Origin of the sequence: Sphingopyxis italica (assembly GCF_011926545.1) — a bacterium.
In the GTDB taxonomy this organism is placed as follows: domain Bacteria; phylum Pseudomonadota; class Alphaproteobacteria; order Sphingomonadales; family Sphingomonadaceae; genus Sphingopyxis; species Sphingopyxis italica.
On record NZ_JAATIT010000009.1, the window covers coordinates 1 to 24,293 of the forward strand.

Here is a 24,293-nt window from a genome sequence, read left to right on the forward strand (position 1 = left end):
TCGCCAGCTCAACGAGCGCCCCAGAAAAACCTTGATGTATCAGACACCGGCTGAAATGTTCGCTGAGCGTGTTGCGGCGACCCGTTGAACCCACCATCGAAAGCCGATCTGCTCCTCAGTTCGCATACAGCAGCGGCGGGCGCCACGCGCTTTCGTCGACCTCGTCGCGGACCTTGTAGACCATCCCCTTGCTGTTCAGGAACAGCTTCTCCATCTCGCCGCGGGTGAACGGACGCGATCCGATGCGGCCGAACACCGCCATCTGGCCGCCGGTTTCGTCAACGGCGCGGTCGCGGTCGAGCCCCTTCGACAGCGCGAGCGCCGGCGACGGCGTCTTCGCCCAGGCGATCAATTCAGGGGTCGGTTTGGGCGAGAAGCCGTAGAGCCCCGGATCGTCGGGGCTGGTAAGCTGCAGCACCTTGATCCCGTTCCGCCCGTCGGCGACATAGCCGAACAGCGAGGCGTTGGTCGATGCGACGATGACATCCTCGGCATCGATGAGCGCGCCGCCAAAGGTCAGCCCCGGCCAGACGATCGGCGCCGCGGGCCGCGTCACATCGACGATCACGAGCCCGTCGGCCTTCGCCGCGACATACATATACGTCCGCGCGAGATAGATCTTCCGCGCATCGGCGAGCCGCACCGTCCCCGATGGCACCGCCACCGGCTGCGTCAGCTTGGTGACGTCGAACAGCTTCACCCCTTCGGCATCGGTGACCCAGAGGTAGCGGAACTGGATGGCGCTGGCGCGCGCATCGGTCAGCGGCAATTGCGCGGTCACCTTCGGCTGGAGCGGGACCGTCAGGTCGAGCACGACGAGCCCCGCGTCGGTGGTGACATAGGCGATGCTGCCCGCGAGCGTCACATGCCGCGCGCCCGCCAGCACATTGCCCTCGTTCCACGTCAGCGCGCGCTTCAGTCTGTTGTTGCGAAACTCGCCGTCGGCCAGCGTGTCGATGTCGACGAGCACCAGCCCCTCGACGCTGTCGGTGATCACCGCATAGCGATAGATGTCGTGCATCACCTGTTCGTGGTTCTCGGGGAATTTCTTCACGATATTCTCGTTGCGCGCGACGCTGATCGGCTGGGTCGTCGCGATCGCCATGCAGGTGGCGTTCTTCGTCTTCACATGCGTATCGTGGCCGAGCGGCGAGAAGGGGGCGCGGACGATGCGTTCGGAGAATCCCTTGTTGCCGATCGAGGCGACGTCATAGACGCGGAAACCGCCCTTGCCCTCGGCCACGAACATATATTCGCCGCGCTGCTGGAGGCAGTTCACCCGGCCGCTGGTGTCCTGGACGATATTGGCGAACTCTTCGAGCGCGTGGGTTTCGCCCGAACCCTTTTTGTCGAAGATCTTGCCGCGCACCCAGTTCTTGAGCTCGCGCCCATTCTGATCGACGTGCAGCTTCCAATAATCGGGATAGCTGTATCGATGGAGATAGCTGCCGATCACCGCCTGCGGCTCGTCCCATTCGGTGACGCGGGTCGCCTGAAAACCGTCCTCCATCCCCGACCACACGTTGAGGCCGACGAAATTGACGAAATTGGTGCCGAGCAGCAGCAGCTGCGACATGATCGCATTATTGTCGTCGGCCGCCGACAAATGGCAGTCCGAACATTGCTTGGTCTCCGACCGGCGCACCGTATGCGGGAAATGCGGCGCGAAGGCCTGACTCGAATAGCCCGCCGCCGAGATCGGCGGCTGCTGCACATAGATGCGTTCGCGGTTGATGTTGGTCGACGACAACACCAGCGCCGAGGTCGAGCGGACCGGGGTGATGATGCCGCGCACCTCGCCGTTCGGGCCGGGTTCGCCGGGCTTGGTCAGCTGGTGCCGGCCGAGCTGGAACATCTCGTCGCGCGCGACCTGCGGATTATAGGTCGCGAAGTTGCGCGTCTCCTCGCCCTCGAAATGGTGCGACTTGGTCTTCCAGTTCGCCTCGATCGGCAAATGGCAGCCGCCGCAACTCGTCGTCCAGCTGAGGTGACAGGTGAAGCAGGTCATTTTATCGTCGCCGTGCGCGCGATCCTCCTTTGCGACGCCGGGCCCCCATTCATATTTGCCGTCCTCCGATCCCGACCGCGCCATCAGCTTGGCGCGCGCGGCCTTGGCGTTGAAATGCGGCCCCGGCGTCACCGCCTGCTTGACCAGGCTGACCCGCCATTCGAGCTTCGGATCGACGATCGAACGCTGGATCAGGCCGACGACTTCGGCATCGTCATCATATTGGAATTCGAAGCGCCGCCGCCCGTCGGGGTTGCGCAGCAGCGCGAGATTATTGCCTTGCGGCCGCGCCGCGACGTTCGAGGTGAGCAGGTTCGGAAAGGCGTCGGCGGTGCCGTGGCAATCCTTGCAGCTGATCTCGATCGCATTCGCGACCTCGCCCTGGATATAGCCATTGCCGTGGCTGTCCTGCGCGAAGTGGCAATCGGCGCACTGCATCCCCTTTTCGGCGTGGATGTCCATCATATGGACCGTCTTGCCGGGATTGAGGCCGGGCGGCACGAACTTGCCCTCGACGCCGGGTCGCTCGGGATCGGCGCTCGACAGGCAGAGCTCGCGCTCCTTGGGATCGGAATAGCTGGCGCAGCTCTTGCGCCATTTCTCCGGATCGTTCGGATCGACGATATTGGCGGTATCGGTGCCATAGGTCGCCATATTGCCGTCGGCGGTCAGCAGATTGCCGCTGCGGTCGCGCTTGAAGACGCCGCGGAAATTCCAGCCATGGCCGTGATAATCGGCGAACTGCGTATCCTTGTTCGTATCGTTGACGTCATAGACGTCGCGCAGGAATTCGACGTCCGACCACAGCCCGCGCGGAGCCGCGCCCTCGGGGTTGCGTTCGAGCACCTGATGCACTTCGGCCGCGGTCGGGTAACGCTGCTGCTTGTATTTCCTTTGATAGTCCTCGTCGCTCATCCCCGGCGGGCGCGGCGCGCTATTTTCGGGGCCCGGCCACATCTGCGGCGCGTCCGATTCATAATCCCACATCGTGTAGCCGAGGTAGGAGTTCAGGAAGATGTTCGGCTGGTGCATATGGCAGGTCATGCACTGCGAGGTCGGGATCGCGCGCGTGAAGGCGTGGCTGATCGGATGCCCCGCTTCCTTGCGCCGCGGATTGTCAGGCGCGTGCGAACGCGTCGGGTCGACCAGTGCCCCGTGCCCGCCGCCGCCATGCTCGTCGCCCCCATGTGCCTCGCCGCCGGAAGCCGCCAGCTTTCCGGCGATCGTCGGATCGACCGTCGCCGTCTCGCCATCGCGGCCGAACTTCGCATAGGTCAGGCTGTGACGCGGTTCGCGGTCGTTGGCATAGATGACGTGACAGCCCGAGCAGCCCGAATGGCGATAGTCGCCGGGCTGGTCGTTGGTCCCCATGAACCACATATAGGGGTCGTTGAGGCGCGTCTTGTGCAGGTTGAGCACCGCGATCGCGATGCGCAAGCCCGTGCCCGGCCCGCGGTTCGACTGTTTGAGGTCGGGACGCCCCGGTTCCTCGAGCCGCTGGATGCTGCCGGTCGGATTGGGCAGGCCGATCTCGGGAAACTGCGTGTTGATGTTGCGTCCGCCGCGTTCGAACACGCGAAACACGTCGCTTGGCGGCATGACGTTCCAGCGCGGCAACGGATAGATTTTGGCGAGCGCGCCGCGCTTGGCTTCGGCGTCGGTCACTATCTTGTCGAAGCCGAACGACGGCTTGCACGCTTCCTTATATTGCTCGGCGGTCAGCAGCGAGGAAGGCGACAGAACGCACGCCGGATCGCCGTCGCGCGTATAGGCTTCGCCGAAGATCGATTGTTTGAACGGGACGATGCCGTTGTTATAGGCGGCGCCCGCCCAGAACATCGCCGCGGTCGACATTTGCGATCGCTCGGTCGCCTCGATGATCTCCAGATGGCACGCGCCGCACGCCTCGCGCGCGACGCGGTAATCGCTCGGATTGACGAAGCGAATGAATTCAGGCGCTTCCTTGTTGAGCAAGGTATAGCTGCGTTCGGGGTTCGCCGAACTGTCGTGCCACGCGCCGGGCAAGGTCGGCTGCGGGTGCGCGACCTTCATCGCCGCGATGTTATAGGGATTTTTATAGCCTAACTCGGGCTTGCCGAAGGCGGCGGGCGAGGTCGAATCGCCGCCGTGGCAGTCGGTGCAGCCGAGCTTGACGGCGGGCGTCGCGTGCATCGACGGCTGGTCGGTGCGCGTATGGCACGAATAGCAGCCGTTCGATTTCGCCGCGACCGCGGCATCGCCCTGCTCGCGCGGCGCGGGCGGGGTGAAGCGATATTCGATCTTGAGCGGCTTTTCCTCCTCGGCCGCGCGGCCGGCGCTCGCGCCAAAGGCGGCGCACAGCGTCACGAAGGCGATGAGGGCGAAGAGTTTGCGCATCAGCATCTAGAAGCTCAGGATCACATTGGCGAGGATGGAGACGTAAGCGTCATTCTTCTGCTTGTTGTCGAACAAATCCTTGAATCCCTTGCCGGGGAGCAGCACCGCGGCGCTGAGCCGGCCGACGATATTCTGCGTCGCCTTGGGCCGCCAGATCGTCGCGACCGACAGGTCGAAACCGATATCCTTGGGGATGGAGCCTTCCATGCGCAGCGCCTGCAAGCTCGAGGTGTTTTCGAACCACAGATGGTTGAAATTGGTGCTGACGCGGAATTCGGGGGTCAGGTCGAAATCGGCGCCCGCGCCGACGAAGACGGTGCCGGGGTTGTTGAAATTCGACTGCCCCTCTTCCTTCGACGAGCGCAGCGAATTCAATATGCCGTTGCGGCCGTTGATCGCAATCACGCGGCCGCCGCCCGCGAAGGGGATCGTCTGACGAATCCAGTAGCTGGTATCGGCGCCGCCGAAGATCGGATTTTCAAAGATCGCGTCGAAGCCGCCCTCGGTCCTGTTATACGGATCGCCGTCGCCGGTCGCGTAGAGCCCCGACAGGCGGAAACGCATCCAGTCATAATCATAGCTCAATTCGACCGCGCCGAAGCCCGCGCGAATCTCGGCGGGTTTGCTCGTGAAGAAGCTGTTCCGGTCCTCGCCCAGCGCGGCATAGAAGCTCGCGGTGACGTTGATCCGGCCGATCCGCCCGTCGGCGCTATAGCCCAAATAGACGACGTCATATTCGCGCCCGCGCAGATCGCCGAGCAACGCAGGCCGCACCGGGAAGCCGTTATGGTCGATCTGCACGTCGTTCTTTTCGCGGTTCATATTATAGGTCACGCTGATCTGGCTGGTCAGCCCGACGACCGGGAAATCCTGGCGATAGAGATTGCCGGTGAAGATGAAGTCGCTGCGCGGGGTCTGGGTGATGTCGTTGAGGCCCGAATTGGTATCCTTCTCAAGCCGCCAGAAGGCCGCGAGATTATATTGGAAACGGTTATTGTCGCGATTGCCGAACAGGCGGACGCCGAGCTGGCTGTCGTTGAACAGGAAACCGCGGAAATCGCTCTGGAACGGCTGGATGCCGAGGCGGACCGAATAGAAGTCATAGCGGTCGGACGTGTTGCCGAGATGCTTGTCGACGAACAATTCCTGCACGCCGAGGAACGAGTCATAGCGATGGCTCGCCTTCGACGGGCGCACATCGAGCACGCGCCGTTCGGGCACGTCGACATAATTGGCCTGATACGCGAGGGTGACCCGATATTCGATGTCGGGCGGCTTGAACGCCGTCGATCCCTTGATCAGCGCCGCGCCCGCGATGAAGGTCTGCGCGAAGACGAAGCTGCGATCCTTGCCGAACACGTCGAGGCTGCCCGGCCGCTCGGTCGTCTGGACGCCGACGGGGATGGGAAAGGTGCGCGGTTCGAACACGGTGTCGGATACCGCATTGGCGACGATGAACCAGTCGTCGCCCTTGATCGGCAGCCATTTGACCTTGCTGCGGTCGATCGGCCGGTCGCCCTTGTAGGTGTTCTGGTTATAGGGGTCGAACCAGCGTTCCTTGACCACGCCCAATGTCTCGATCAGGCGCCAGCGGTCGGGGATCGGCAGTTGATCCTCCATCCCCGGAAAGGCCTGCGGCGGCGGCGGGCGCAGCGCGCCGACATTGTCCTGCGTCAGCGCGTCGGGAAGGTCGGGGCGGTAGCCGGGACGCCGGCGGCCTTCGATGATGTCGGTGACGAGGTCGTCCTTGACCATTTCCTGCCAGTCGACCGGCGGCGGGGGCGGAATCAGCTCTTCGGCGGGCTGCCCGGCGGGCGCGGCGTCGCGCGCGACCGGCGGTCCGTCGGGCGCGGGTGGCGGCGGCGGCGTGACATCGCCCCCCGGCGCGCCCTGCGCCGCGAGTGTCGCGATGACCGGCCAAAGACTGCCCCCCGCCATCATCGCCTATAGCCCCTCGCAGACATTTTGCTGCGCCGTGTCGAGGAACGGCGCGAAGGGGCAGCTGATATAGCGCAGGCGCACGCCGGCGCCGACGCCCACGACGATCGTGTCGGCGCGGATCGCCTTGGGCGCATTGCCGATACCGCCGACGCGCGCGCCGCCATTATGAAGCCCAAGGAAGCTGATCATATCGTCCTGATCGATGCCGTCGCCCGACACGCCGATCGCACCGACCAGCTGGTTGCCGCGATAGATGGGCACCGATCCGGGAAAGATCTGGATGCCGTTCTGCAGCCGGTTCCGCCCCGCGGCGACGTTGGGCAGGGTCGTGCAGCGCGCTGGTGTATCGGTCGGACTCGCGCCCGACACGAAGCCGAGATGTTGCCCCAGATTGCCGATGATCAGCGCCGATTGCAGCCCGGTCGAGAAGGGGTTGAACTGCGCGATCGGGCGCGACAGCGGGCCGTGCGGCCGCCCGACCTCGCCATCGGGGAAATAGGGCCGCGACAGATTGCCTCCCGAGCGGTCGGCGAAGGCGATCGCTCCGGTCAGCGCGGCCGGATCGTTCAGGAATGTCCGCATCGCGCCGACGAACTGACGCACGTCCGCACTGGTGTTGGCGCTCAATTCGGCCCCCGCCTGCGCGCCCGAGAAGAAGGCGGCGGTGCGCGCCTTCTGCAAGCTGACGTCGGTGCCGAAAATCGGCGCGTCGGGCGAGCGCACGATGCCAAGCACCGCGCCATGGGTATCCACGACGCTGATCGACACCTGTGCACGGCTGTCGAGCGGACGGCGGATTTGTGCGCGCGCGCGGCTCATCACCGCGAAGGCTTCCTCGAGCACGGCGCGCGTCTCGACGGCGGTCAGCGGCGCGCTGTTGCTCGCGCCGTCGGTGCCCGCGCGGATCGGATAGCGGTTCGCGCCGCTGCCGTCGGTGAGCACGAAGGCGTCGCGATTCGAAAATTCGGCGGCGGTCGATGCGCGAATGCCCGACGCCTCGCTGCCATAGGCGATCCCCGCGGTGATCGCGGCATTGGCATAGCCGATGACCGCGACGAGATTGCCCGCGGTGCCGTTGAAGCTCGCGAAACTCGCGCCGCCGCTGCTCATCACCCCGGCGAACGTCGCGTCGGAGAAGCGCAGGGTCGTGCCATCGACGGCGATCTTGTCGGCGGTGATCGCCGCCGGCGCCTCGAAGCCGCGCGTGCCGGCGAGCGCGATAAACTCCTCGGGATCATTATCGACGTCGAGGATATTGGGGTCGCTGCCATAGACGCCGTCGCCCATCACGCCGATGCCGCCGACGAGCACGCCATTCTTGTAGAGCGGCAGCCCGCCCGGATCGGCGGCGAGGCCGAGCGGCGAGCGTTTGGGTCCGATCAGCGCCGCGGCGCCCGCCGCGCCGAAGCGCGCCGCGAGGTCGCTGCACGGCAGCTGGCTGAACTGCACCCCGAACAGGGGCCCGCTTTCGAGGCCGACGGTGGTCGGCGCGGGCGGAAAATGCTCCTGGACGATCTGGCTCGCGGTGCGCGTCGAAAAGGCGTTGCCGCCGCTCGAGAGATAGGCGCCGGTCACCGCCTTGGCGATCGCGCCGCCCTCGGCGGGGAAGGTGACGTTCTGCGCGTCGATATTTACCCCATTGGGGGCGGACGCGGTCGTCGCGGTGGCGCGCGCGCCGTTCATGCGAAAGACGCCGAGCACATTGCCGACGCGGTCGGTCACCGCGATCACCGACGGCAGCCCGCGCGCCTGCGCTTCCGAAATGGCCTGCGCGAGCACGCGTTCGACATCGACGGCGGTCAGCGCCTCGGCGGCGGGCGGCGCGTAGAGGCCGCCCGTCGGCGTGGGGGTCGGGGTCGGTGTGGGCGTGGGTGCCGGGGTCGACGTTCCGCCGCCGCCTCCGCCCCCGCAAGAAGTTAGAAGCAACGCGCCCATCGCGGCAAAGGCGGCCGAACGGAAAAGAGAGGTCTTGCTTCGCATGATCTTACCTGAGCGCCCCGATCGCGCGCACCGCGCTGCCGAACGAGGTCTGGAATTCGCTAGGCTTATAGGCGTTGGGGTCCTTCACCGCCGCGTAAGCGCGGTCGATGTCGCCGCGAATGCCTGCCGCCGCGCCGACCGTGATCCGCCCCGACGACACCATCGCGTTGAGCAGGGTATCGACCCCCATCACCGCCTGCTGCGATCCCGAATAGTCGGTGTAGCGGTCGCTGATCGCCTTTGCCGAAATCGCATCGACCATCGCGAAGGCGTCGGCGCCCGAGAAATTGCGCGAGGCGAAGGCCGATTTCAGCGCCGCGACCGTCTGCGACAGCTGCGCCGCCGCTTGCACAGCGCTCGCCCGGTCGGTGGCCATCGCCTTGTGAAAGGCGGCGGTGCGCGCCGCGAGCTGGTCGGCGAGCGCGGGCGACGCCATGCGCGCCGCCGCGGCGAGCATGATCAGATTCTCGTCATTATAGGGCGGCATGCCTTCGGGAAGGTTGCGTCCGGGGTTGTCGAGCCCGGTGCGCACCGGCTTCGCCTGGTCGAAGATGCGGCGGTGGCAGCTGTGGCAGTCGAGGAAGATGAATTCGGGGAAGATCCCCTCGGTCCCGCGCCGCGTCTGGAACAGCGCGAGGCTGCGCTCGATCGCGGTCGCCTGCCCGACCGCCCACATCTGGACATGGTCGGTGCGCCGACCCGCCGCGCCGAACTTGCGCCAGCCATAGTCGGCGTCCTCCTGATGATGCGCCTGCAGCGAGGAGAAAAGGTCGAGCTCGAACGAAATGCGCGGATGCCCCGCCGCCATGATGCGGTGGGTGACGAACTGGCCGTCGGCGACCGAACCGAAATGGCAATCGACGCACACCCCGGCGCGGACCACCGGATCCTCGAGCTTCTTGAGCCCCGCCGACAGGTTGGCGAGATGCTTTTCGCGCATTTCGCGGTCGGGATCAGCGCTGGTGCCCACGCCCGCATAATGGCTCGCGAGCCAGCCGCCCGCGGGACCATGGCACGATTCGCAGCCGACGCCGTCCTCGGCCGGAACTGCGCGCGCCGTGCCCGCGGTGCTGTGACAGCCGAGGCACATCTGCGCCTTGGCGGGGTCGCCGATGCCGAGATTGCGCGCGATGAACTGGCTGCGGTTGTTATTGAGGACAGCCCAGGCGCGGCTGTGCGCACCGCCGGGGGTCGAAGGCTCCTGCCATGTCATCAGCTCGTCCTGGCGGACGATGGTGCCGTCGCCCTCCATCCGGCCGTGGCAGGTCGACCCCGCGCACGAGGCGACGCCGGTATAGCGCGCGCCGCTTTCGCCCTGCGACCGCGCGGGCGGCGCGAAGACGAACGCAGCGATCGCCAGCACGCACAGCATGGCGACGAGGGCGGCAAATGCCGTCCAAGACCGATCGCCGCGCTCCTTCCCAGCGTGCGCCGTCATCCGCAATACCCCTTTTCCCCAACCCGGGCGCTTATTACGCCTTGGGCCGAATTACACCACCCCGAAAGCCAGCATCGCGTCGGCGACCTTCTTGAATCCCGCGATATTGGCGCCCTTCACATAGTCGATATAGCCATTGCCCTGATCGCCATAGGTCAGACATCGCGCGTGGATACCGTCCATGATATCCTTGAGCATCTGCTGCAATTCGCCCTCGCTCCACGCGCGGCGGCCGCTGTTCTGGCTCATTTCGAGCCCCGACACCGCGACGCCGCCGGCGTTCGCCGCCTTGCCCGGCGCGAACATGATCTTCGCGTCCTTGAAGATATGCACGCCGTCGAGGTTGGTCGGCATGTTGGCGCCCTCGCTGACCGCGATGCAGCCATTCTTGACCAGCGTCTTGGCATCGTCGCCGAGCAGCTCGTTCTGCGTCGCGCAGGGCAAGGCGACGTCGCACTTCACGCCCCACGGGGTCTTGCCGGGCGTGAAGGTCGCGGTCTTGAACTCGTCGCAATATTCCTCGATCCGCCCGCGGCGATGCGTCTTGTGCGCCTTCACCCAGTCGATCTTTTCCTGCGTGATGCCGTCGGGGTCGTGGATGAAGCCGCCCGAATCGGACAGCGTCAGCACCTTGCCGCCCAGCTGGACGATCTTTTCGGCGGCGTGCGTCGCGACATTGCCCGATCCCGAGATGACCGCCGTCTTGCCGACCAGATCCTGCCCCTTCGCGGCGAGCATGTTGGAGAGGAAATAGACCGCGCCATAGCCCGTCGCCTCGGTGCGGATCAGCGAGCCGCCCCATTCGAGCCCCTTGCCGGTGAGCACCCCGGTGAATTCGTTGGTGATGCGCTTATACTGGCCGAACATATAGCCGATCTCGCGCCCGCCGACGCCGATGTCGCCCGCCGGCACGTCGACGTCAGCGCCGATATGGCGATAAAGTTCGGTCATAAAGCTCTGGCAAAAGCGCATGATCTCGCGCACGCTCTTGCCCTTGGGGTTGAAGTTCGATCCCCCCTTACCGCCGCCCATCGGCAGCCCGGTCAGCGCATTTTTGAACGTCTGTTCGAAGGCGAGGAATTTGAGCACGCTTTCGGTGACGCTCGGGTGAAAGCGGATGCCGCCCTTATAAGGGCCGATCGCATTGTTGTTCTGGACACGCCAGCCGCGCTGGACGCGGATATTGCCGTTGTCATCTTCCCAGCAGACGCGAAAGGACACGACCCGGTCGGGCTCGGCGATGCGCCGCAATATCTGCTGCGCGTGATATTCTTCCTTGTCGGCGATGAAGTCGAAAATGTCCTCGGACACTTCCTGCACCGCCTGCACGAACTCGGGCTGCCCCGGGTTACGCCGCTTCACGCCTTCCATGAACGTCGAAAAATCGACGTGATCCGAAACTGCCATGCACCCCTCCCCTGTTGACTGGGAAAGCCGGTGCGACCCCTGATTTTATCGTTGACCGACCTTATATGCCAAAGGCTACACCATCGCCGGGCAAAGGCAATATGACGGCGCGCACAGCCGGCATTTTTCGTGCGGCGTACAAGAGGGGCAAAAATGAGCGAGAGCAAGAGCATGGAAGCGAACAAGGCTGGCGGCATGACGCGCACCAATCGCGTGATATTGATTGCCGCCTTCATCCTGCTCGCGGCGGCGATCGGCTATGCGATCTGGCGCGATTCCGCTCCGTCGGTCACGGGTCCCGCCAGCGAAACCGCCGCCGCGCCGTCCGACCAGCTCGCCGGGCTCGAAGCGCGGACGCAGCGCGAACCGGGCAGCGCCGACGCGTGGACCGCGCTCGGCGCCGCGAAATTCGACCTCGGCGATTTCGCGGGGGCGATAGAGGCCTATGAAAAAGCCGTCGCGCTTTCGCCCGAATCGGCGGGTCTGTGGTCGGCGCTCGGCGAAGCGCGCGTGATGGCGAGCGACAGCGAGCCGATGCCCGCCGCGGCGTCGGAGGCGTTCGACAAGGCGATCGCGCTCGACGCGAAGGATCCGCGCGCGCGCTATTTCCTCGCGGTGAAGAAGGACATCGGCGGCGACCATCGGGGCGCGATCGACGACTGGTTCGCGCTGCTTTCCGACACGCCGCAGGGCGCGCCGTGGGAGGCGGACCTGCGCCGCACGATCGAACAGGTCGGCGCGATCCACAAGATCGAGGTCGCGGACCGGCTCGCCGCCACCCGGCCGCGCGCGCTGACCGCCGACGAAATGCCCGTCGCCGCGCGCGCGATTCCGGGGCCGAGCCGCGCCGACATGGAGGCCGCGTCACAGCTTCCCAAGGGCCAGCAGGACCAGATGATTCAGGGCATGGTGAGCGGCCTCGAAGCCAAGCTCGCGGCCAATCCGGCCGACATCGACCGCTGGATCATGCTGATGCGCAGCCGCATGACGCTGGGCGAAACGGCAAAGGCGGCGCAGGCGCTGAAGGACGGCATTGCCGCCAACCCGGGCGCGGCGGGACGCCTCAAGGCGCAGGCGCAGTTGCTGGGCGTGCCGGGCGCGTAAAATTTCGTTGGCGCGCGGCCGGGAAAAGGCTAATCCGGCGTCGCTGCGGGGGGCGCCAAAAACATAAGGTCGCCGCGGCGCACTGCCGCGAGACGCTTTCGGACGTATTTGCCCGGGACAGCCGTCCACTCTGTATCGGGCCTCGTGGTTTCAGCGATAGTCTATCCGTTCACCCGGCCATCAGCGCCGCATTGCCGCCCGCCGCGGTGATGTCGGTCGAGATCGACTTTTCCTCGGCGAAGCGGTGCAGATAATGCGGACCGCCGGCCTTGGGCCCGGTTCCCGACAGGCCGCGCCCGCCGAACGGCTGCGACCCGACGATCGCGCCGATCTGGTTGCGGTTGACATAGACGTTGCCGACCGCCGCGCGCGCCGCGATATGCGCCGCCACACCATCGATGCGCGTATGGACGCCGAGCGTGAGGCCGTAGCCCGAGGCGTTGATCGCATCGATCAGCGCGTCGAGTTCGCCGCCCTTCCACGTCGCGACGTGCAGCACCGGACCGAAAATCTCGCGCTTCAAATCGGTGACATGATCGAGCCGGATCAGGGCCGGCGGCACGAAATACCCGCCCGTGGGCAGGTCCGTCCGCTGCGCCTCGGCGATCACGCGCCCCGCGGCGCGCGCTTCGGCGACATAGGCGGCGATATTCGCCCGCGCCTCCTCATCGATGATCGGGCCCACATCGGTCGCGAGGATCGACGGATCGCCAACGTTGAGTTCAGCCATCGCGCCCGCGACCATCTCGATCATCGTGCCGGCGACATCCTCCTGCACGCAGAGCAGCCGTAGCGCCGAACAGCGCTGCCCCGCCGACTGGAAGGCGCTGGCGGCGGCGTCGCGCGCCACCTGTTCGGGCAACGCGGTCGAATCGACGATCATCGCGTTGGCGCCGCCGGTCTCGGCGATCAGGGTCGCGATCGGACCGTCGCGTCCGGCGAGGCTGCGGTTGATCATCCGCGCGACCTCGGTCGATCCGGTGAAGGCGACGCCGATGATGTCGTCGTGGCTCGTGAGCGCCGCGCCGACGGTCTCGCCGCGCCCCGGGAGATAGTGAAGAACGTCGCCGGGGATGCCCGCTTCGAGCAGCAATTCGACCGCCGCATGCGCGATGAGCGGAGTCTGCTCGGCGGGCTTCGCGAGCACCGCATTGCCCGCGGCGAGCGCCGCCGACACCTGCCCGAGGAAGATCGCGAGCGGGAAGTTCCACGGGCTGATGCACACGAACACGCCCTTGCCTTCGAGCATCAACTCGTTGCGCTCGCCCGTCGGGCCGGGCAGCGCCACCGGATAGGTGAAGTCGGCGCGCGCCTGGCCCGCATAATAGCGAAGGAAATCGACCGCTTCGCGCACCTCGGCGACCGCATCGACGAGCGTCTTGCCCGCCTCGTCGATCGCAAGGCCGAGGAACAGAGCATCCTGCTCTTCGAGCAGATCGGCGGCGCGCTCGAGCCGCTCGGCGCGGAAAGCACCGCCCGCGAGGCTCCAATTGTCGTGCGCTTTCCGCGCCGCGGCGACGGCATCGGCGACAGTGGCGGCATCAGCCTCGATCACCTGCCCGACCACTGCACCCGTCGCGGGATTGCGCACCGCTTCGGCTTTACCCTTTCGCGAGGCGCCGCCGACGATCGGCGCCGCGACCAGATCGCCGCGCCGTGCCGCGCCGATCGCGGCAACCAGCGCCTCGGGCACGCCCGGCTCGCCCAGATCATAGCCGCGCGAATTGCGCCGCACCGGGTCGAACAGGCCGAGACCGGTCGCGATATTCGAAGATGCCGCGCTCGCGACGCTGCGCGGGTCGACCGCGAGCTGTTCGGCGGTGACGCCGGGATCGGAGAATTGGTGCACGAAGCTGGAGTTCGCGCCATTTTCGAGCAGGCGGCGGACGAGATAGGCGAGCAGGTCGCGGTGCGTTCCCACCGGCGCATAGACGCGCACCGGGCGCGGCGGCGGGAACAGCGCAACGAGCGCGTCGTGCGCCCCCTCGCCCATGCCGTGCAGCCGCTGCAATTCATAATCGGCGCCCGCGAACAGCTCGGACACAAAGGCAAGCGTCATCGCATTGTGGCTCGCAAACGCCGGGAAGATGCAATCCTGATAGTCGCGCAGCAGCTGCGCGCAGCGCATATAGTTGAGGTCGGTGTGGAGCTTTGCGGTGAACACCGGAAAGTCGCCAAGCCCCAGCGTCTGCGCGCGCTTGATCTCGGTGTCCCAATAGGCGCCCTTGACGAGGCGCATCGACAGCCTGACCCCGCGCATCCGCGCGCGGTTCGCGAGCCAGTCGATCACCGCCGGCGCGCGCTTCTGATACGCCTGGATCACGATGCCGAGCCCCGTCCAGCCGTCGGCGATCCCCGCGTCGATCAGCGCCGCGAACACGTCCATATGCGGTTCGAGGCGGTCGCTTTCCTCGGCGTCGATCATCAACGGGATATTCACCGCGCGCGCCGCCTTCGCGAGTTCGATGACGTTCGGGATCAATTCGTCCCGGACGCGCGCCGCTTGCAGATATTCATAGCGCGGGTGAAGCGCCGAGAGCTTGATCGAAATGCCGTGGTTGGCGTGCGGGTCGCCGGGCTTCGCGGCTTTGCCGATGCGCGCGATCGCATGGGCATAGCTGTCGTAATAGCGCCGCGCGTCCTCGGCGGTGCGCGCCGCTTCGCCAAGCATGTCGAAGCTCGCAAGCTCCGACTTTTCCTTGTCGGCACGCTTGACCGCGGCGTCGATCGTCTCGCCCATCACGAATTGCTGGCCCAGCAATTTCATCGCGGCGAGCGCCGCCTGGCGGATCACCGGCTCGCCCGAACGGCGGATCATCGATTTGAGCAAACCCAGCGGATTCGCCTTGCTGCCCATCGCATCGAGCATCAGCGTCGCCGAGCCGAGCGACAGCCCGCGCGCCGACAGCGCGACGACCAGCGGGCTGTCGTCATCGTCGCCTTCGGCCCAGTGGCGCCCGGCGATCTTGTCGCGGATCAGCGCGTTGGCGGTCGCATTGTCGGGAACGCGCAGCAGCGCCTCGGCGAGGCACATCAGCACGACGCCCTCCTCGGTCGACAGGCGATAACGGTTCATCAGCTGCGCGACGAGCGTCTCGCGCTCGCCGTCGGCCTTCGCCTTTCGGATCAATTCGAGCCCGCGCCGCGTCACCGCCTCGACGCTGGCCGTGGAGGTCGAAAGGGCGGCGCGCAGTTCGGCGACGAGGTCGGATTCGCTGCGGCGAGCGAGGGCGCGGAGGGGCGCACGGTCGGGGCTTTGTATCATGGCGCCTGATAGCATATTGCGATAAGTCGATCCGACTTGTTTGGGCTACCTTCATATATGATTTGACCAAGTTTTATATCAATCCTAGTCGATTCATATGAAAAATGCTTCATCCACAGTCGATCTGGACGAGTTCGATCGCAAGATTGTCGCGATTCTAGGCCGCGACGGCCGCATCACCTTCACCGAGCTCGCGCTTCAGGTCGGCCTCTCGAAAACGCCGTGCCAGCAGCGCGTGAAACGCCTCGTCGACAGTGGGCTGATCGTCGGTTTCCGCGCCATCGTCGATCCGGCCAAGGTCGGGCTCGACCATGTCGCCTTCACCGAGGTCAAGCTGTCGGACACGCGCGAAGAGGCATTGAGGCAATTCAACCATGCGGTGCGCCAGATTCCCGAGGTCGAGGAATGCCACATGATCGCGAGCAGCTTCGATTATCTCTTGAAGGTCCGCACCCCCGACATCCGCCGCTACCGCATCGTGCTCGGCGAAAAAATCTCGAGCCTGCCGCACGTCGCGAGCACCTCGACCTTCGTCGCGATGGAAACGATCCTCGAATCGGCGCGCTGAAGGATCGACCGTCAGCCGGATTTTGGCGCCTCATTGACAATTGGCGTAATTTATCTATATATAAGCCAATTGTCATAGGAAGATTCATGCAGCTCGTTGCCATCAAAAGCGCACCGCCACCGCCCGCTCTCCGCTTCTCCGACGCGGAAGTGCAGGCCATGCGGCGCGCGACGATCCGACTCTTCGACCATTGGGGCGTGACCGACGCACAGGCGGCGGTGCTGCTCGGCGATATCGCCGTGCGAACCTATCAGCGTTGGAAGCAAGGCGAATATGGTCGCTGGAACGTCGATCTGGCGGCGCGCCTCTCGAACCTCATCGGCATCCACAAGGCGCTGCGGCTTCTCTATACCGAAACGGACCGTGGTTATCGCTGGATCAAAGCGCCCAACCGTGCCTTCGGTGACCGCTCGGCGCTCGAGGTCATGCTTGGCGGCCAGCTGACCGACCTGATGCGCGTGCGCCGCTACCTCGACAGCTATCGCGGCGCGTGGTGACGGGGGAATGCCGGGCACGCCGCTGTCTCATATCGACTGGCCGTCGGCCGTCCGCCTGATCGAAAGCAAATATCCGCCGATCGACCTGTTCGAAGACCTCGCCGACCCGGAAGATTGGGAACTGCTCGCCGCGGCCGAAGCGAAGACGAACCCCCGGATCGCCGAGACGATCGGCAATCTCGACCTTGTGCCGGTCGAACGGCGCGTCGCGGGACCGGGCGCAAGCTATGTGATGGCGCCCTTCACCCATTGCTCGCCCGACCGGCCGGGGCGCTTCCACGACGGCCATTTCGGCGCCTATTATGCCGCCGGAGATTTCGAGACGGCGGTTGCCGAAGTCACCCATCATCAGGCCCGGCGCCTGCTCGACACCAGCGATGAGCCGGGCTGGATCTCGGACATGCGCGAATTGGTCGGCGCCGTAGAGGCCAGGCTCGTCGACATCCGGACGAGCGGCTTCGACGCGCTTCTCGCCCCCGACGATTATGCGCCGTCGCAGAATTTCGCGCGGCGGCAGCGCGATGCCGGGAGCGACGGGATCGTCTATCCCTCGGTTCGCAATCCCGGCGGCGAATGTATTGCCGCCTTCTGGCCGGACGTCATCGCCAAGCCCGTGCAAGGCCGCCATTTCCGCTATCACTGGGACGGCAAACGGATCGATATGATCCACGAGCTTGTCCTGGACGGATCAGGCCAGATATTCCGCCTGGAGGTTTAGGGTCCGATGGGTCCTTTTGATCAAATCCCTCCGGAACGTCCAAATGGCGGCTTTCCTGGCGTGCAATGCTCAGGTGCAATTATCGATATGTACCCATTGACCGGCGATGCGGATGGCGGCAAAGGCAAGTGCCTTCGATCGCTGCTGTAAAACACTGCGCCAAAACATACAGCCAGATAACAGCTAAGTGATTGAAATGCGGGTGTAGCTCAATGGTAGAGCAGAAGCTTCCCAAGCTTACGACGAGGGTTCGATTCCCTTCACCCGCTCCAGCTTTCGCAGCGATTTAGCCACGCTCAGCGAAAGCTCGGCCGACCTCGCGCAGCGAGGATCGACGGCGTGGCTTTGCCACGGCGGCCCCTCAGCCTTCGACGCGCTCCACCGTCACCGACTGCCCGATAAACTGAATCTCGCTATAGGCGGTCAGGAAGGCGATGTCGGCGGCGTCGCGGCCGGTGCAGATACGCGCGGTTTCGGTCGGGAGCGTCATCCCCGTCGCGTCGACCATATGCCAGTCGCCATCCAGATAGACTTCGGCGACGGCGTGGAAATCCTGCGGCGCGACGCGAAGCGCATAGACGCTCGCCATGCGCGCCGGGATGTGCGCGGAGCGCGCGAGCGCGATCATCACATGCGCATAGTCGCGGCAGACGCCGCGCCGCTCGACGAAGCTGTCGAGCGCGCCGGTTTCGCTGTTGCTCGCGCCCGACACATAGGTGAAGCGGCTTTCGATCCAGTCGCGCATCCGGCCGATCTTTTCGCCGCCCTCCAGCTCGCCGAAGCGCCGGTCGACGAAGGCATGGAATTTGTTCGACGGACAATAGCGCGATTCGTTGAGGTAAAGCACCGCGCTGGCCGGAAGGCGGTGGAGCGGCACCGCCGCGAGCGCGCGAAAGTCGACCACCGGCCGGTCGACCTCGACACGCGCGCGATATTCGGCGCGGAGCGTGCCTTCGCCGCGCAGCCATATCGGCTCGCAGACGCCGCCCGATGCGGAAACGCGCGCCAGCAGCTCGGGCGCGCCGAGGTCGAGCGACGCATCGAGCACATTCTGTCCGTGCCCGTCCGCCGCCTCGATCTGGAGCATCAGGTCGACGGGTTCGGGCAGGCGATAATTTAGGGAGGCGGATATTTCGAGTTTCATCTATCGGCAACGCATGAGAGCGGGTTCGGTGGCGCTTAATAGAACAAAGGAAAAGCACAAGTGACGCCTTCGCGCACCATCCCCTTCATCGTCGCGACGATCTTCATGGATGCGGTCGGCTTCGGCATCATCATGCCGGTCTTGCCGCAGCTCGTGATGGAGGTCGGCGAGCTCGACCTGCCTCACGCGATCGAGGTCGGCGCGTGGATCGGCCTCGTCATGGCGGTCGCGACCTTTCTCGCCTCGCCGGTGCTCGGCAATCTGTCCGACCGGTTCGGGCGGCGGCGCGTGCTGCTGCTCGCATTGGGCGGGCTCGCGATCGATTACGCGCTGCTGACGATCGTCGAGACCCTGCCCTGGTTGTTCGTCGCGCGCGCGCTGTCGGGCATTTTCGGCGGCAGCTATGCGGCGGCGCAGGCGGCGATCGCCGACATCACGGCGCCCGCGGACCGCGCGCGCAATTTCGGCTTCGTCGGCGCGGCGTTCGGCGTCGGCTTCGTCGCGGGGCCCGCGCTCGGCGGCTTTCTGGGGGAGATCAGCCCGCGCGCGCCGTTCGTCGCGGCGGCGATCCTCGCCGCCGCGAACATGCTCTACGGCCTCTTCATCTTTCCCGAAACGCTGCCGCCCGAACGCCGCCGCGCCTTCGACTGGCGCCGCGCCAATCCGCTCGGCGCGTGGAAGACGATGCGCGCGCTGCCCGGCATGGACGGCGTCGCGGGGGTGCTCGTGCTGTGGCAGATCGCGAGCCTCGTCTATCCGATGACGTGGAGCTTTTACTGCATCGCGCAGCTCGGCTGGACCCCCGGCATGATCGGCGCGAGCCTTGCCGCGGTCGGCGTGATGATCGCATTGGGGCAGGTCTTCGTCGTCGGGCCCGCGGTCGCGCGCTTCGGCGAACGCGACGCGGCGACGCTCGGCATCCTCGTCGCGATCGCGGTGTACATCGGCTATGCCTTCACCACCTCGACGATCGGCGCCTTCCTGCTGCTGATCCCCGTCGCGTTGCAGGCACCGGTGCAGCCGTCGCTGATGGCGATGATGTCGCGCCGCGCGACGGCGGAGACGCAAGGCGAGGTGCAGGGGATTTCGGCGATGGCGATGGGGCTGGGACAACTCGTCGCGCCGCTGCTGCTCACCGGAACGATGGCTTATTTCACCGCTGATGGCGCGCCAGTCCACTTCCCCGGCGCCGCCTTCATCGTCGCGGCCGTCTTTGGCCTGCTCGCGATTGCCATGCTCCGCCGCCTGCCGCGCGCGCAGCCTGTCGATCAGATGCCGCCGTCGGTCACCGCATAGCCGAGCGCCTCGAAGCCCGCGACCAGCATCGCGACGCACGCGGCAACCTCTGCACCATCGACCGAGCGGATGACGAAATTCGCCCCGACCTTGCCGTCGCGAAAAAAGGGATAGCTGCCGATCGCGACGCCCACATGCTCCTTTTCACCGAGGCGGAGCAGGTCGGCGATCTCGCTTTCGGGCGCCCAGGCGCCGATCGTGTGCGCGACGAGCGGCTTGCCGCCTTCGAGCTCGCCGGTCAGCGCGTCGAGCATGCCCGCGGTGATATGCGGCACCCCCGCCATCACGAACAGATTGCCGATGCGGATGCCCGGCGCCCCCGACATGCGGTTGGGGATCAGCTCGGCGCCGGCGGGGGTGCGCGCCATGCGCAGCCGCGCCTCGGTCAGCTCGCCGCCGCGCGCCGTATAATAAAGTTCGAGGATCGCGCGCGCTTGCGGGTGGACGATGACGCCGACGCCGAGCGCCTTCGCCACCGCATCGACGGTGATGTCGTCGTGCGTCGGCCCGATCCCGCCGGTGGTGAAGACATAGTCGTAGCGCGCGCGGATCGCGTTGAGCGCGTCGACGATCTCCGCCTCGACGTCGGGCACGATGCGCACTTCGCGCAGGCGAATCCCCTGCACGTCGAGCCAGGTCGCGATCTGCGACACATTCTTGTCCTGCGTGCGGCCCGAGAGAATCTCGTCGCCGATCACCAGCACGGCGGCGGTCCAGATGCGTTCGTCGCTCATCACCTTGCCTTAGCCGCGAACGGTGACAAAACAAGCCTGCTGGCGGTCAAACCATGTTCCTGATACGTTCTCACTCGAATCGAAACCCCAAGGGAGAAGCGCCATGGCCGACGAACTGATTTTCTATACCAACCCGATGTCACGCGGACAGATCGCGCGCTGGATGCTCGAGGAAGTCGGCGCGCCGTATGAGCCGCGCATCCTCGATTATGGGACGACGATGAAGGACGCCGCCTATCTGGCGGTGAACCCGATGGGCAAGGTTCCGGCGATCGTCCACAATGGCAAGACCGTGACCGAATGCGCCGCGATCTGCGCCTATCTCGCCGACGCCTTCCCCGAAAAGGGTCTCGCCCCCGATCCCGCCGATCGCGCCGATTATTACCGCTGGCTCTTTTTCACCGCGGGCCCCGTCGAGCAGGCGATCACCGCCAAACATTTCGGGGTCGAGCCCGATGTCGACCAGCAGCGCATGGCGGGTTTCGGCTCGCTCGCCGCGGCGCTCGACACGCTCGAAAGCGCGGTCGCGGGCAAAGCGTTCGTCGCGGGCGATCGGTTCAGCGCCGCCGACGTCTATGTCGGCAGCCAGATCGACTGGGGGCTGCAATTCGGCACCATCGCGCCGCGCCCGGCGTTCGAGGCCTATGCCACCGGGCTTCGCGAACGCCCCGCCTACAAGCGCGCGAAGGAAATCGACAATGGCCTGATCGCCGAAATGCAGGCGGCGGGCGGCGGGGGATAAACTCGCTCGGAAACGAAACAGCCCTCCCGCCTGGGTCGCAGGGGCGGGAGGGCTGTGGTTCCGGACCGCCGTGGTGGGACGGCCCGGACAGGAAGCCGGTCGGGCTTAGCGCGCCGCGTCGCGCACCTTCTGCACCGCGGGGAGCAGCAGGCCGATCAGTATCTGGATCGGGTTCGACGTCACCGTCATGCCGCCCTGCGCGGGCTGCGCCGACTGAGCCATCGCGGGGGTCGCCGAGAGGGCGAAGGAGAGCGCGAGAACGGGCGCAAGGATCATCTTCGTGGTCATCGTTACATTCCTTTTCAAAGCGGTTCGGTGTGTGTCAAATTGGGCTCGGGACGTTCCCGATGCCCTGCTTATGACGCGCATCGACGCACCGGGCGGTGATCGCCGTCACTCGACCAAATGAATTTCTCAAGTTGCTGAAAATAAACGAAAGAAATTTACGCCTGGCGCTTCAGTCGCACCAAGGCGGTATCAAGCGCCTGCAGGAATTGCGAGCGGTCGGCTTTCGAAAAGGGCGGCGGTCCGCCGACCCGGCCGTCCATGCCCGCGCGCAGGTCGGCCATGATCGCGCGTGTCGCGATCGCGGGGCCGATCGATGCCGGCGTAAAGGCTTTGCCATTGGGGCCGAGCACGCTCGCCCCGGCTTTGAGCGCGCGGTCGGCGAGCAAGATGTCGGCGGTAATGACGATGCTCGACGCATTCGCCGCCTCGGCGATCCAGTCGTCGGCGGCGTCGAAGCCGTCCGAGACGACAACGCGCTCGATCAAGGGATGCTCGGGAACGCGCATCCGGCTGTTGCTCACGACTTTCACCTGGGCCTCGTGCCGCCACGCGACGCGATAGATTTCGTCCTTCACCGGACAGGCGTCGGCATCGACGAGGATTTGCGGAGACGCAGCCATCGAATCGCGCGGTCAGCCGACCTCAACGCCTTTCCAGAAGGCGATGCGATCCTCGATCGCGGCCGCCGCCTCCTTGGGATCGGGATAATACCAGGCGGCGTCCGCGTTCACCCGCCCGTCCACGGTGACATGATGATAATGCGCGATGCCTTTCCACGGGCACAGGCTCGTCGTCGCGCTCTCCGACAGCACGCCCGCATCGACCGCCGCGCGCGGGAAATAATGATTGCCCTCGACCACGACCGTGTCGTCGCTGTCGGCGATCACCGCACCGTTCCACCGCGCCCGAACCATCACCGCCTCCTGCCTCCCGCGCGCCGCGCGATTATTTCTTCATATTGTCGAGCCCCGCGACGACCCCGGCCTTGGTCGAAGGATTGCTCGCATTGGGCTTTTTCGGCTTTTCGGCCTTGGGCTTGCGCGTTTCGCGGTTCGATTTTTTCTGGCCCTTGGCCATGGTCAATACCTTGGAAAGAGGCGGACGCCTGTGTCCGCCGGCGGCGAACCTACGCGCTTTCGCGGCGCCCGTCGCCCCTTATCCGGCCAGCCCGTCCCACAAGAGCTTGGCGCCGAGCAGCACCATCAGCACATAGATGAGCACATAGAAGCGTTCGGGATTGATCCGCTTCATCCAGCGCACGGTGAGCAGCGTCGAGACGATCGCGAGCGGCATCAGCAGCAGCGCCGCGACGACGACCTCGTGCGGAAAGGCGCCGAGCGCGAGATAGGCGGGCACCTTCATCCAGTTGATCAGTGCGAAGAGCACCGAACTCGTCCCGATGAAGACAAGATGCGGCAGGCGGCGCGGCGTCACCCACATCTGGAACGGCGGCCCGCCGGCGTGCGCGATCTGGCTCGTCAGCCCGGTGGCGACGCCGAACAGACTGCCGACCCAGCCCGGCGAGCGCGACGCGGCGACGATCCGCCCGCCGCGTTCGACCCACAGGCGGTAAAGGCCGAAGGCGAGCGTGATCGCGCCCAAGGCCGCCATCAGCTGCGCTTCGTTCACCCGCTCGGCATAATACCACCCGGCGAGGATGCCGAGCGCGGCGCCGGGCAGCATCCAGCCGATGATCCAGCCGTCCCACGTCTTGCGGAACGACCAGACGCTGATCACGTCCTGCACGATCAGGACCGGCAGCAGCAGCGCCGCCGCGGTCGCGGGCGGCAGCACCAATGCCGCCAAGGGCGTCGCGAGCGCGCCGACCCCGGCGAGCCCGCCCTTCGCCATGCCGAGCAGCACGACCGCGACGACCAGAATCGCCAGCGTCGCCGGATCGCCCAATATGCTCATGCTCCGGGTCTCACGCTTCTGGATTCTCAGGCAGGCGCCAGTCGATCGCCCCGCGCCCGTGCGCCTCCAGAAACGCGTTCGCCTGGCTGAACGGCCGCGATCCGAAAAAGCCGTTATGCGCCGAGAGCGGCGACGGGTGCGGCGCGCGCAGGATCAGGTGCGGGCTGCCCGGGCCCAGCCCCGGCACGTTCGCCGCCTTCTTCTGCGCATGGCTGCCCCACAGGATGAAGACCTTGGGGGCCGGATCGGCGGCGACCGCGGCGACCGCGGCGTCGGTGAATTTCTCCCACCCCTTGCCCTGATGCGACGCCGCCATGCCGCTTTCGACGGTCAGGCAATTGTTGAGCAGCAGCACGCCTTGGCTTGCCCAATGTTTGAGATAGCCGTGCGAAGCGGGCGGAATGCCGAGGTCGCTCCGCATTTCCTTATAGATATTGACGAGGCTCGGCGGCGTCCGCACGCCGGGCTGGACCGAGAAGCACAGCCCGTGCGCCTGCCCCGGCCCGTGATAGGGGTCCTGCCCCAAAATCACGACGCGAATATCCTGCGGCGGCGTCGCGTCCAATGCCGCGAACCAGTCGCGCGGGCGCGGAAAGATCGCCTTGCCCTTGGCGCGCTCCTCGCTCAGAAATTGCTTCAGCGCCGCCATATAGGGCTGCTCGAACTCGCCGCCGATGCGCGCGAGCCAGTCGGGATGCAGGTTGATCTCGGCCATGCCCGCGGCTTCACCAGAGGAGCGCGGGCTTGTCCAGTGCTGATCCCCGCGAAAGGCGACTAGCGACCGATTGCCGACATCCCAACAACCTGCCAACCTCGACTCAATGTAAAATTGGAGTGTGTGACCGATGATTGGTTCAATTATAGTGGCCGCAG

Annotated in this window: 20 protein-coding genes and 1 tRNA gene; 7 read left to right on the forward strand and 14 right to left on the reverse strand. The window is 65.8% G+C overall.

What is annotated here, in order from left to right; translation table 11 throughout:
- Positions 1–115: 115 nt before the first annotated feature.
- The 5 genes from GGR90_RS19075 to gdhA are packed head-to-tail and all read right to left on the reverse strand — an operon-like array spanning position 116 to position 11,150.
- Positions 116–4,384 carry a hypothetical protein gene (locus tag GGR90_RS19075; RefSeq protein WP_381449301.1) on the reverse strand — a complete coding sequence of 1,423 codons (4,269 nt, stop codon included), beginning with the start codon at positions 4,382–4,384 and terminating at the stop codon, positions 116–118.
- A 6-nt stretch (positions 4,385–4,390) separates the two neighbouring features.
- The gene (locus GGR90_RS19080) at positions 4,391–6,325 is read right to left on the reverse strand and encodes a hypothetical protein (protein WP_209023890.1); all 1,935 of its coding nucleotides are present in this window, start codon (positions 6,323–6,325) and stop codon (positions 4,391–4,393) included.
- A 3-nt stretch (positions 6,326–6,328) separates the two neighbouring features.
- Complete coding sequence (locus GGR90_RS19085) at positions 6,329–8,305, reverse strand: heme-binding protein (protein WP_167922999.1); 1,977 nt, start codon at positions 8,303–8,305, stop codon at positions 6,329–6,331.
- Between the two features lie 4 nt (positions 8,306–8,309).
- A complete protein-coding gene (locus GGR90_RS19090; protein ID WP_167923000.1) occupies positions 8,310–9,743 on the reverse strand; it encodes a multiheme c-type cytochrome in 1,434 nt (477 codons plus the stop codon).
- Positions 9,744–9,794: 51 nt separating this feature from the next.
- A complete protein-coding gene (gene gdhA, locus GGR90_RS19095) occupies positions 9,795–11,150 on the reverse strand; it encodes an NADP-specific glutamate dehydrogenase (RefSeq protein ID WP_167923001.1) in 1,356 nt (451 codons plus the stop codon).
- 153 nt (positions 11,151–11,303) lie between these two features.
- Between gdhA and GGR90_RS19100 the strand changes: the two genes are divergently transcribed.
- Positions 11,304–12,254 (forward strand): tetratricopeptide repeat protein, encoded by a 951-nt coding sequence (locus GGR90_RS19100; protein WP_245198843.1) that lies wholly within the window; start codon positions 11,304–11,306, stop codon positions 12,252–12,254.
- Between the two features lie 169 nt (positions 12,255–12,423).
- On the opposite strand, the gene putA is transcribed toward GGR90_RS19100, so the two are convergent.
- The gene (gene putA / locus GGR90_RS19105; protein ID WP_245198844.1) at positions 12,424–15,519 is read right to left on the reverse strand and encodes a bifunctional proline dehydrogenase/L-glutamate gamma-semialdehyde dehydrogenase PutA; all 3,096 of its coding nucleotides are present in this window, start codon (positions 15,517–15,519) and stop codon (positions 12,424–12,426) included.
- Positions 15,520–15,616: 97 nt separating this feature from the next.
- Here putA and GGR90_RS19110 point away from each other — a divergent pair, with 97 nt between their 5' ends.
- The 4 genes from GGR90_RS19110 to GGR90_RS19125 all read left to right on the forward strand — a co-directional run bounded on the left by GGR90_RS19110 (position 15,617) and on the right by GGR90_RS19125 (position 17,574).
- Positions 15,617–16,087, forward strand: a complete 471-nt coding sequence (locus tag GGR90_RS19110) for an Lrp/AsnC family transcriptional regulator (protein ID WP_167923003.1) — start codon at positions 15,617–15,619, stop codon at positions 16,085–16,087.
- 86 nt (positions 16,088–16,173) lie between these two features.
- A complete protein-coding gene (locus tag GGR90_RS19115; RefSeq protein WP_245198845.1) occupies positions 16,174–16,584 on the forward strand; it encodes an MbcA/ParS/Xre antitoxin family protein in 411 nt (136 codons plus the stop codon).
- 7 nt (positions 16,585–16,591) lie between these two features.
- On the forward strand, positions 16,592–17,302 hold the full coding sequence (locus GGR90_RS19120; RefSeq protein ID WP_167923004.1) for an RES family NAD+ phosphorylase: 711 nt from the start codon (positions 16,592–16,594) through the stop codon (positions 17,300–17,302).
- Positions 17,303–17,500: 198 nt separating this feature from the next.
- A tRNA-Gly gene (locus GGR90_RS19125) sits at positions 17,501–17,574 on the forward strand.
- Between the two features lie 89 nt (positions 17,575–17,663).
- Here the strand turns inward: GGR90_RS19125 and GGR90_RS19130 are convergent.
- Positions 17,664–18,446: a transglutaminase-like domain-containing protein gene (locus tag GGR90_RS19130; RefSeq protein WP_167923005.1), complete on the reverse strand. Its 783-nt coding sequence runs from the start codon at positions 18,444–18,446 to the stop codon at positions 17,664–17,666.
- A gap of 60 nt (positions 18,447–18,506) precedes the next feature.
- Here GGR90_RS19130 and GGR90_RS19135 point away from each other — a divergent pair, with 60 nt between their 5' ends.
- On the forward strand, positions 18,507–19,742 hold the full coding sequence (locus GGR90_RS19135; protein ID WP_342449967.1) for an MFS transporter: 1,236 nt from the start codon (positions 18,507–18,509) through the stop codon (positions 19,740–19,742).
- Here GGR90_RS19135 and GGR90_RS19140 read toward each other — a convergent pair.
- The gene (locus GGR90_RS19140; RefSeq protein ID WP_167923006.1) at positions 19,715–20,476 is read right to left on the reverse strand and encodes a competence/damage-inducible protein A; all 762 of its coding nucleotides are present in this window, start codon (positions 20,474–20,476) and stop codon (positions 19,715–19,717) included. The genes GGR90_RS19135 and GGR90_RS19140 overlap by 28 nt on opposite strands.
- Before the next feature lie 103 nt (positions 20,477–20,579).
- On the opposite strand from GGR90_RS19140, the gene GGR90_RS19145 reads away from it, so the two are divergent.
- On the forward strand, positions 20,580–21,218 hold the full coding sequence (locus GGR90_RS19145; protein ID WP_167923007.1) for a glutathione S-transferase family protein: 639 nt from the start codon (positions 20,580–20,582) through the stop codon (positions 21,216–21,218).
- Positions 21,219–21,323: 105 nt separating this feature from the next.
- Here the strand turns inward: GGR90_RS19145 and GGR90_RS19150 are convergent, their stop codons facing one another.
- The 6 genes from GGR90_RS19150 to ung form a co-directional block, all read right to left on the reverse strand.
- Positions 21,324–21,506, reverse strand: a complete 183-nt coding sequence (locus GGR90_RS19150) for a hypothetical protein (RefSeq protein WP_167923008.1) — start codon at positions 21,504–21,506, stop codon at positions 21,324–21,326.
- 155 nt (positions 21,507–21,661) lie between these two features.
- The gene (locus tag GGR90_RS19155; protein ID WP_167923009.1) at positions 21,662–22,126 is read right to left on the reverse strand and encodes a YaiI/YqxD family protein; all 465 of its coding nucleotides are present in this window, start codon (positions 22,124–22,126) and stop codon (positions 21,662–21,664) included.
- A gap of 12 nt (positions 22,127–22,138) precedes the next feature.
- Complete coding sequence (locus GGR90_RS19160) at positions 22,139–22,420, reverse strand: DUF427 domain-containing protein (protein ID WP_167923010.1); 282 nt, start codon at positions 22,418–22,420, stop codon at positions 22,139–22,141.
- A 31-nt stretch (positions 22,421–22,451) separates the two neighbouring features.
- Positions 22,452–22,583 carry a hypothetical protein gene (locus GGR90_RS19675; RefSeq protein ID WP_280740937.1) on the reverse strand — a complete coding sequence of 44 codons (132 nt, stop codon included), beginning with the start codon at positions 22,581–22,583 and terminating at the stop codon, positions 22,452–22,454.
- A 78-nt stretch (positions 22,584–22,661) separates the two neighbouring features.
- Entirely contained in the window at positions 22,662–23,420 is a 759-nt protein-coding gene (locus tag GGR90_RS19165; protein WP_167923011.1) for a sulfite exporter TauE/SafE family protein, read from the reverse strand.
- 10 nt (positions 23,421–23,430) lie between these two features.
- A complete protein-coding gene (ung, locus tag GGR90_RS19170) occupies positions 23,431–24,135 on the reverse strand; it encodes a uracil-DNA glycosylase (RefSeq protein WP_167923012.1) in 705 nt (234 codons plus the stop codon).
- Positions 24,136–24,293 lie beyond the last annotated feature (158 nt).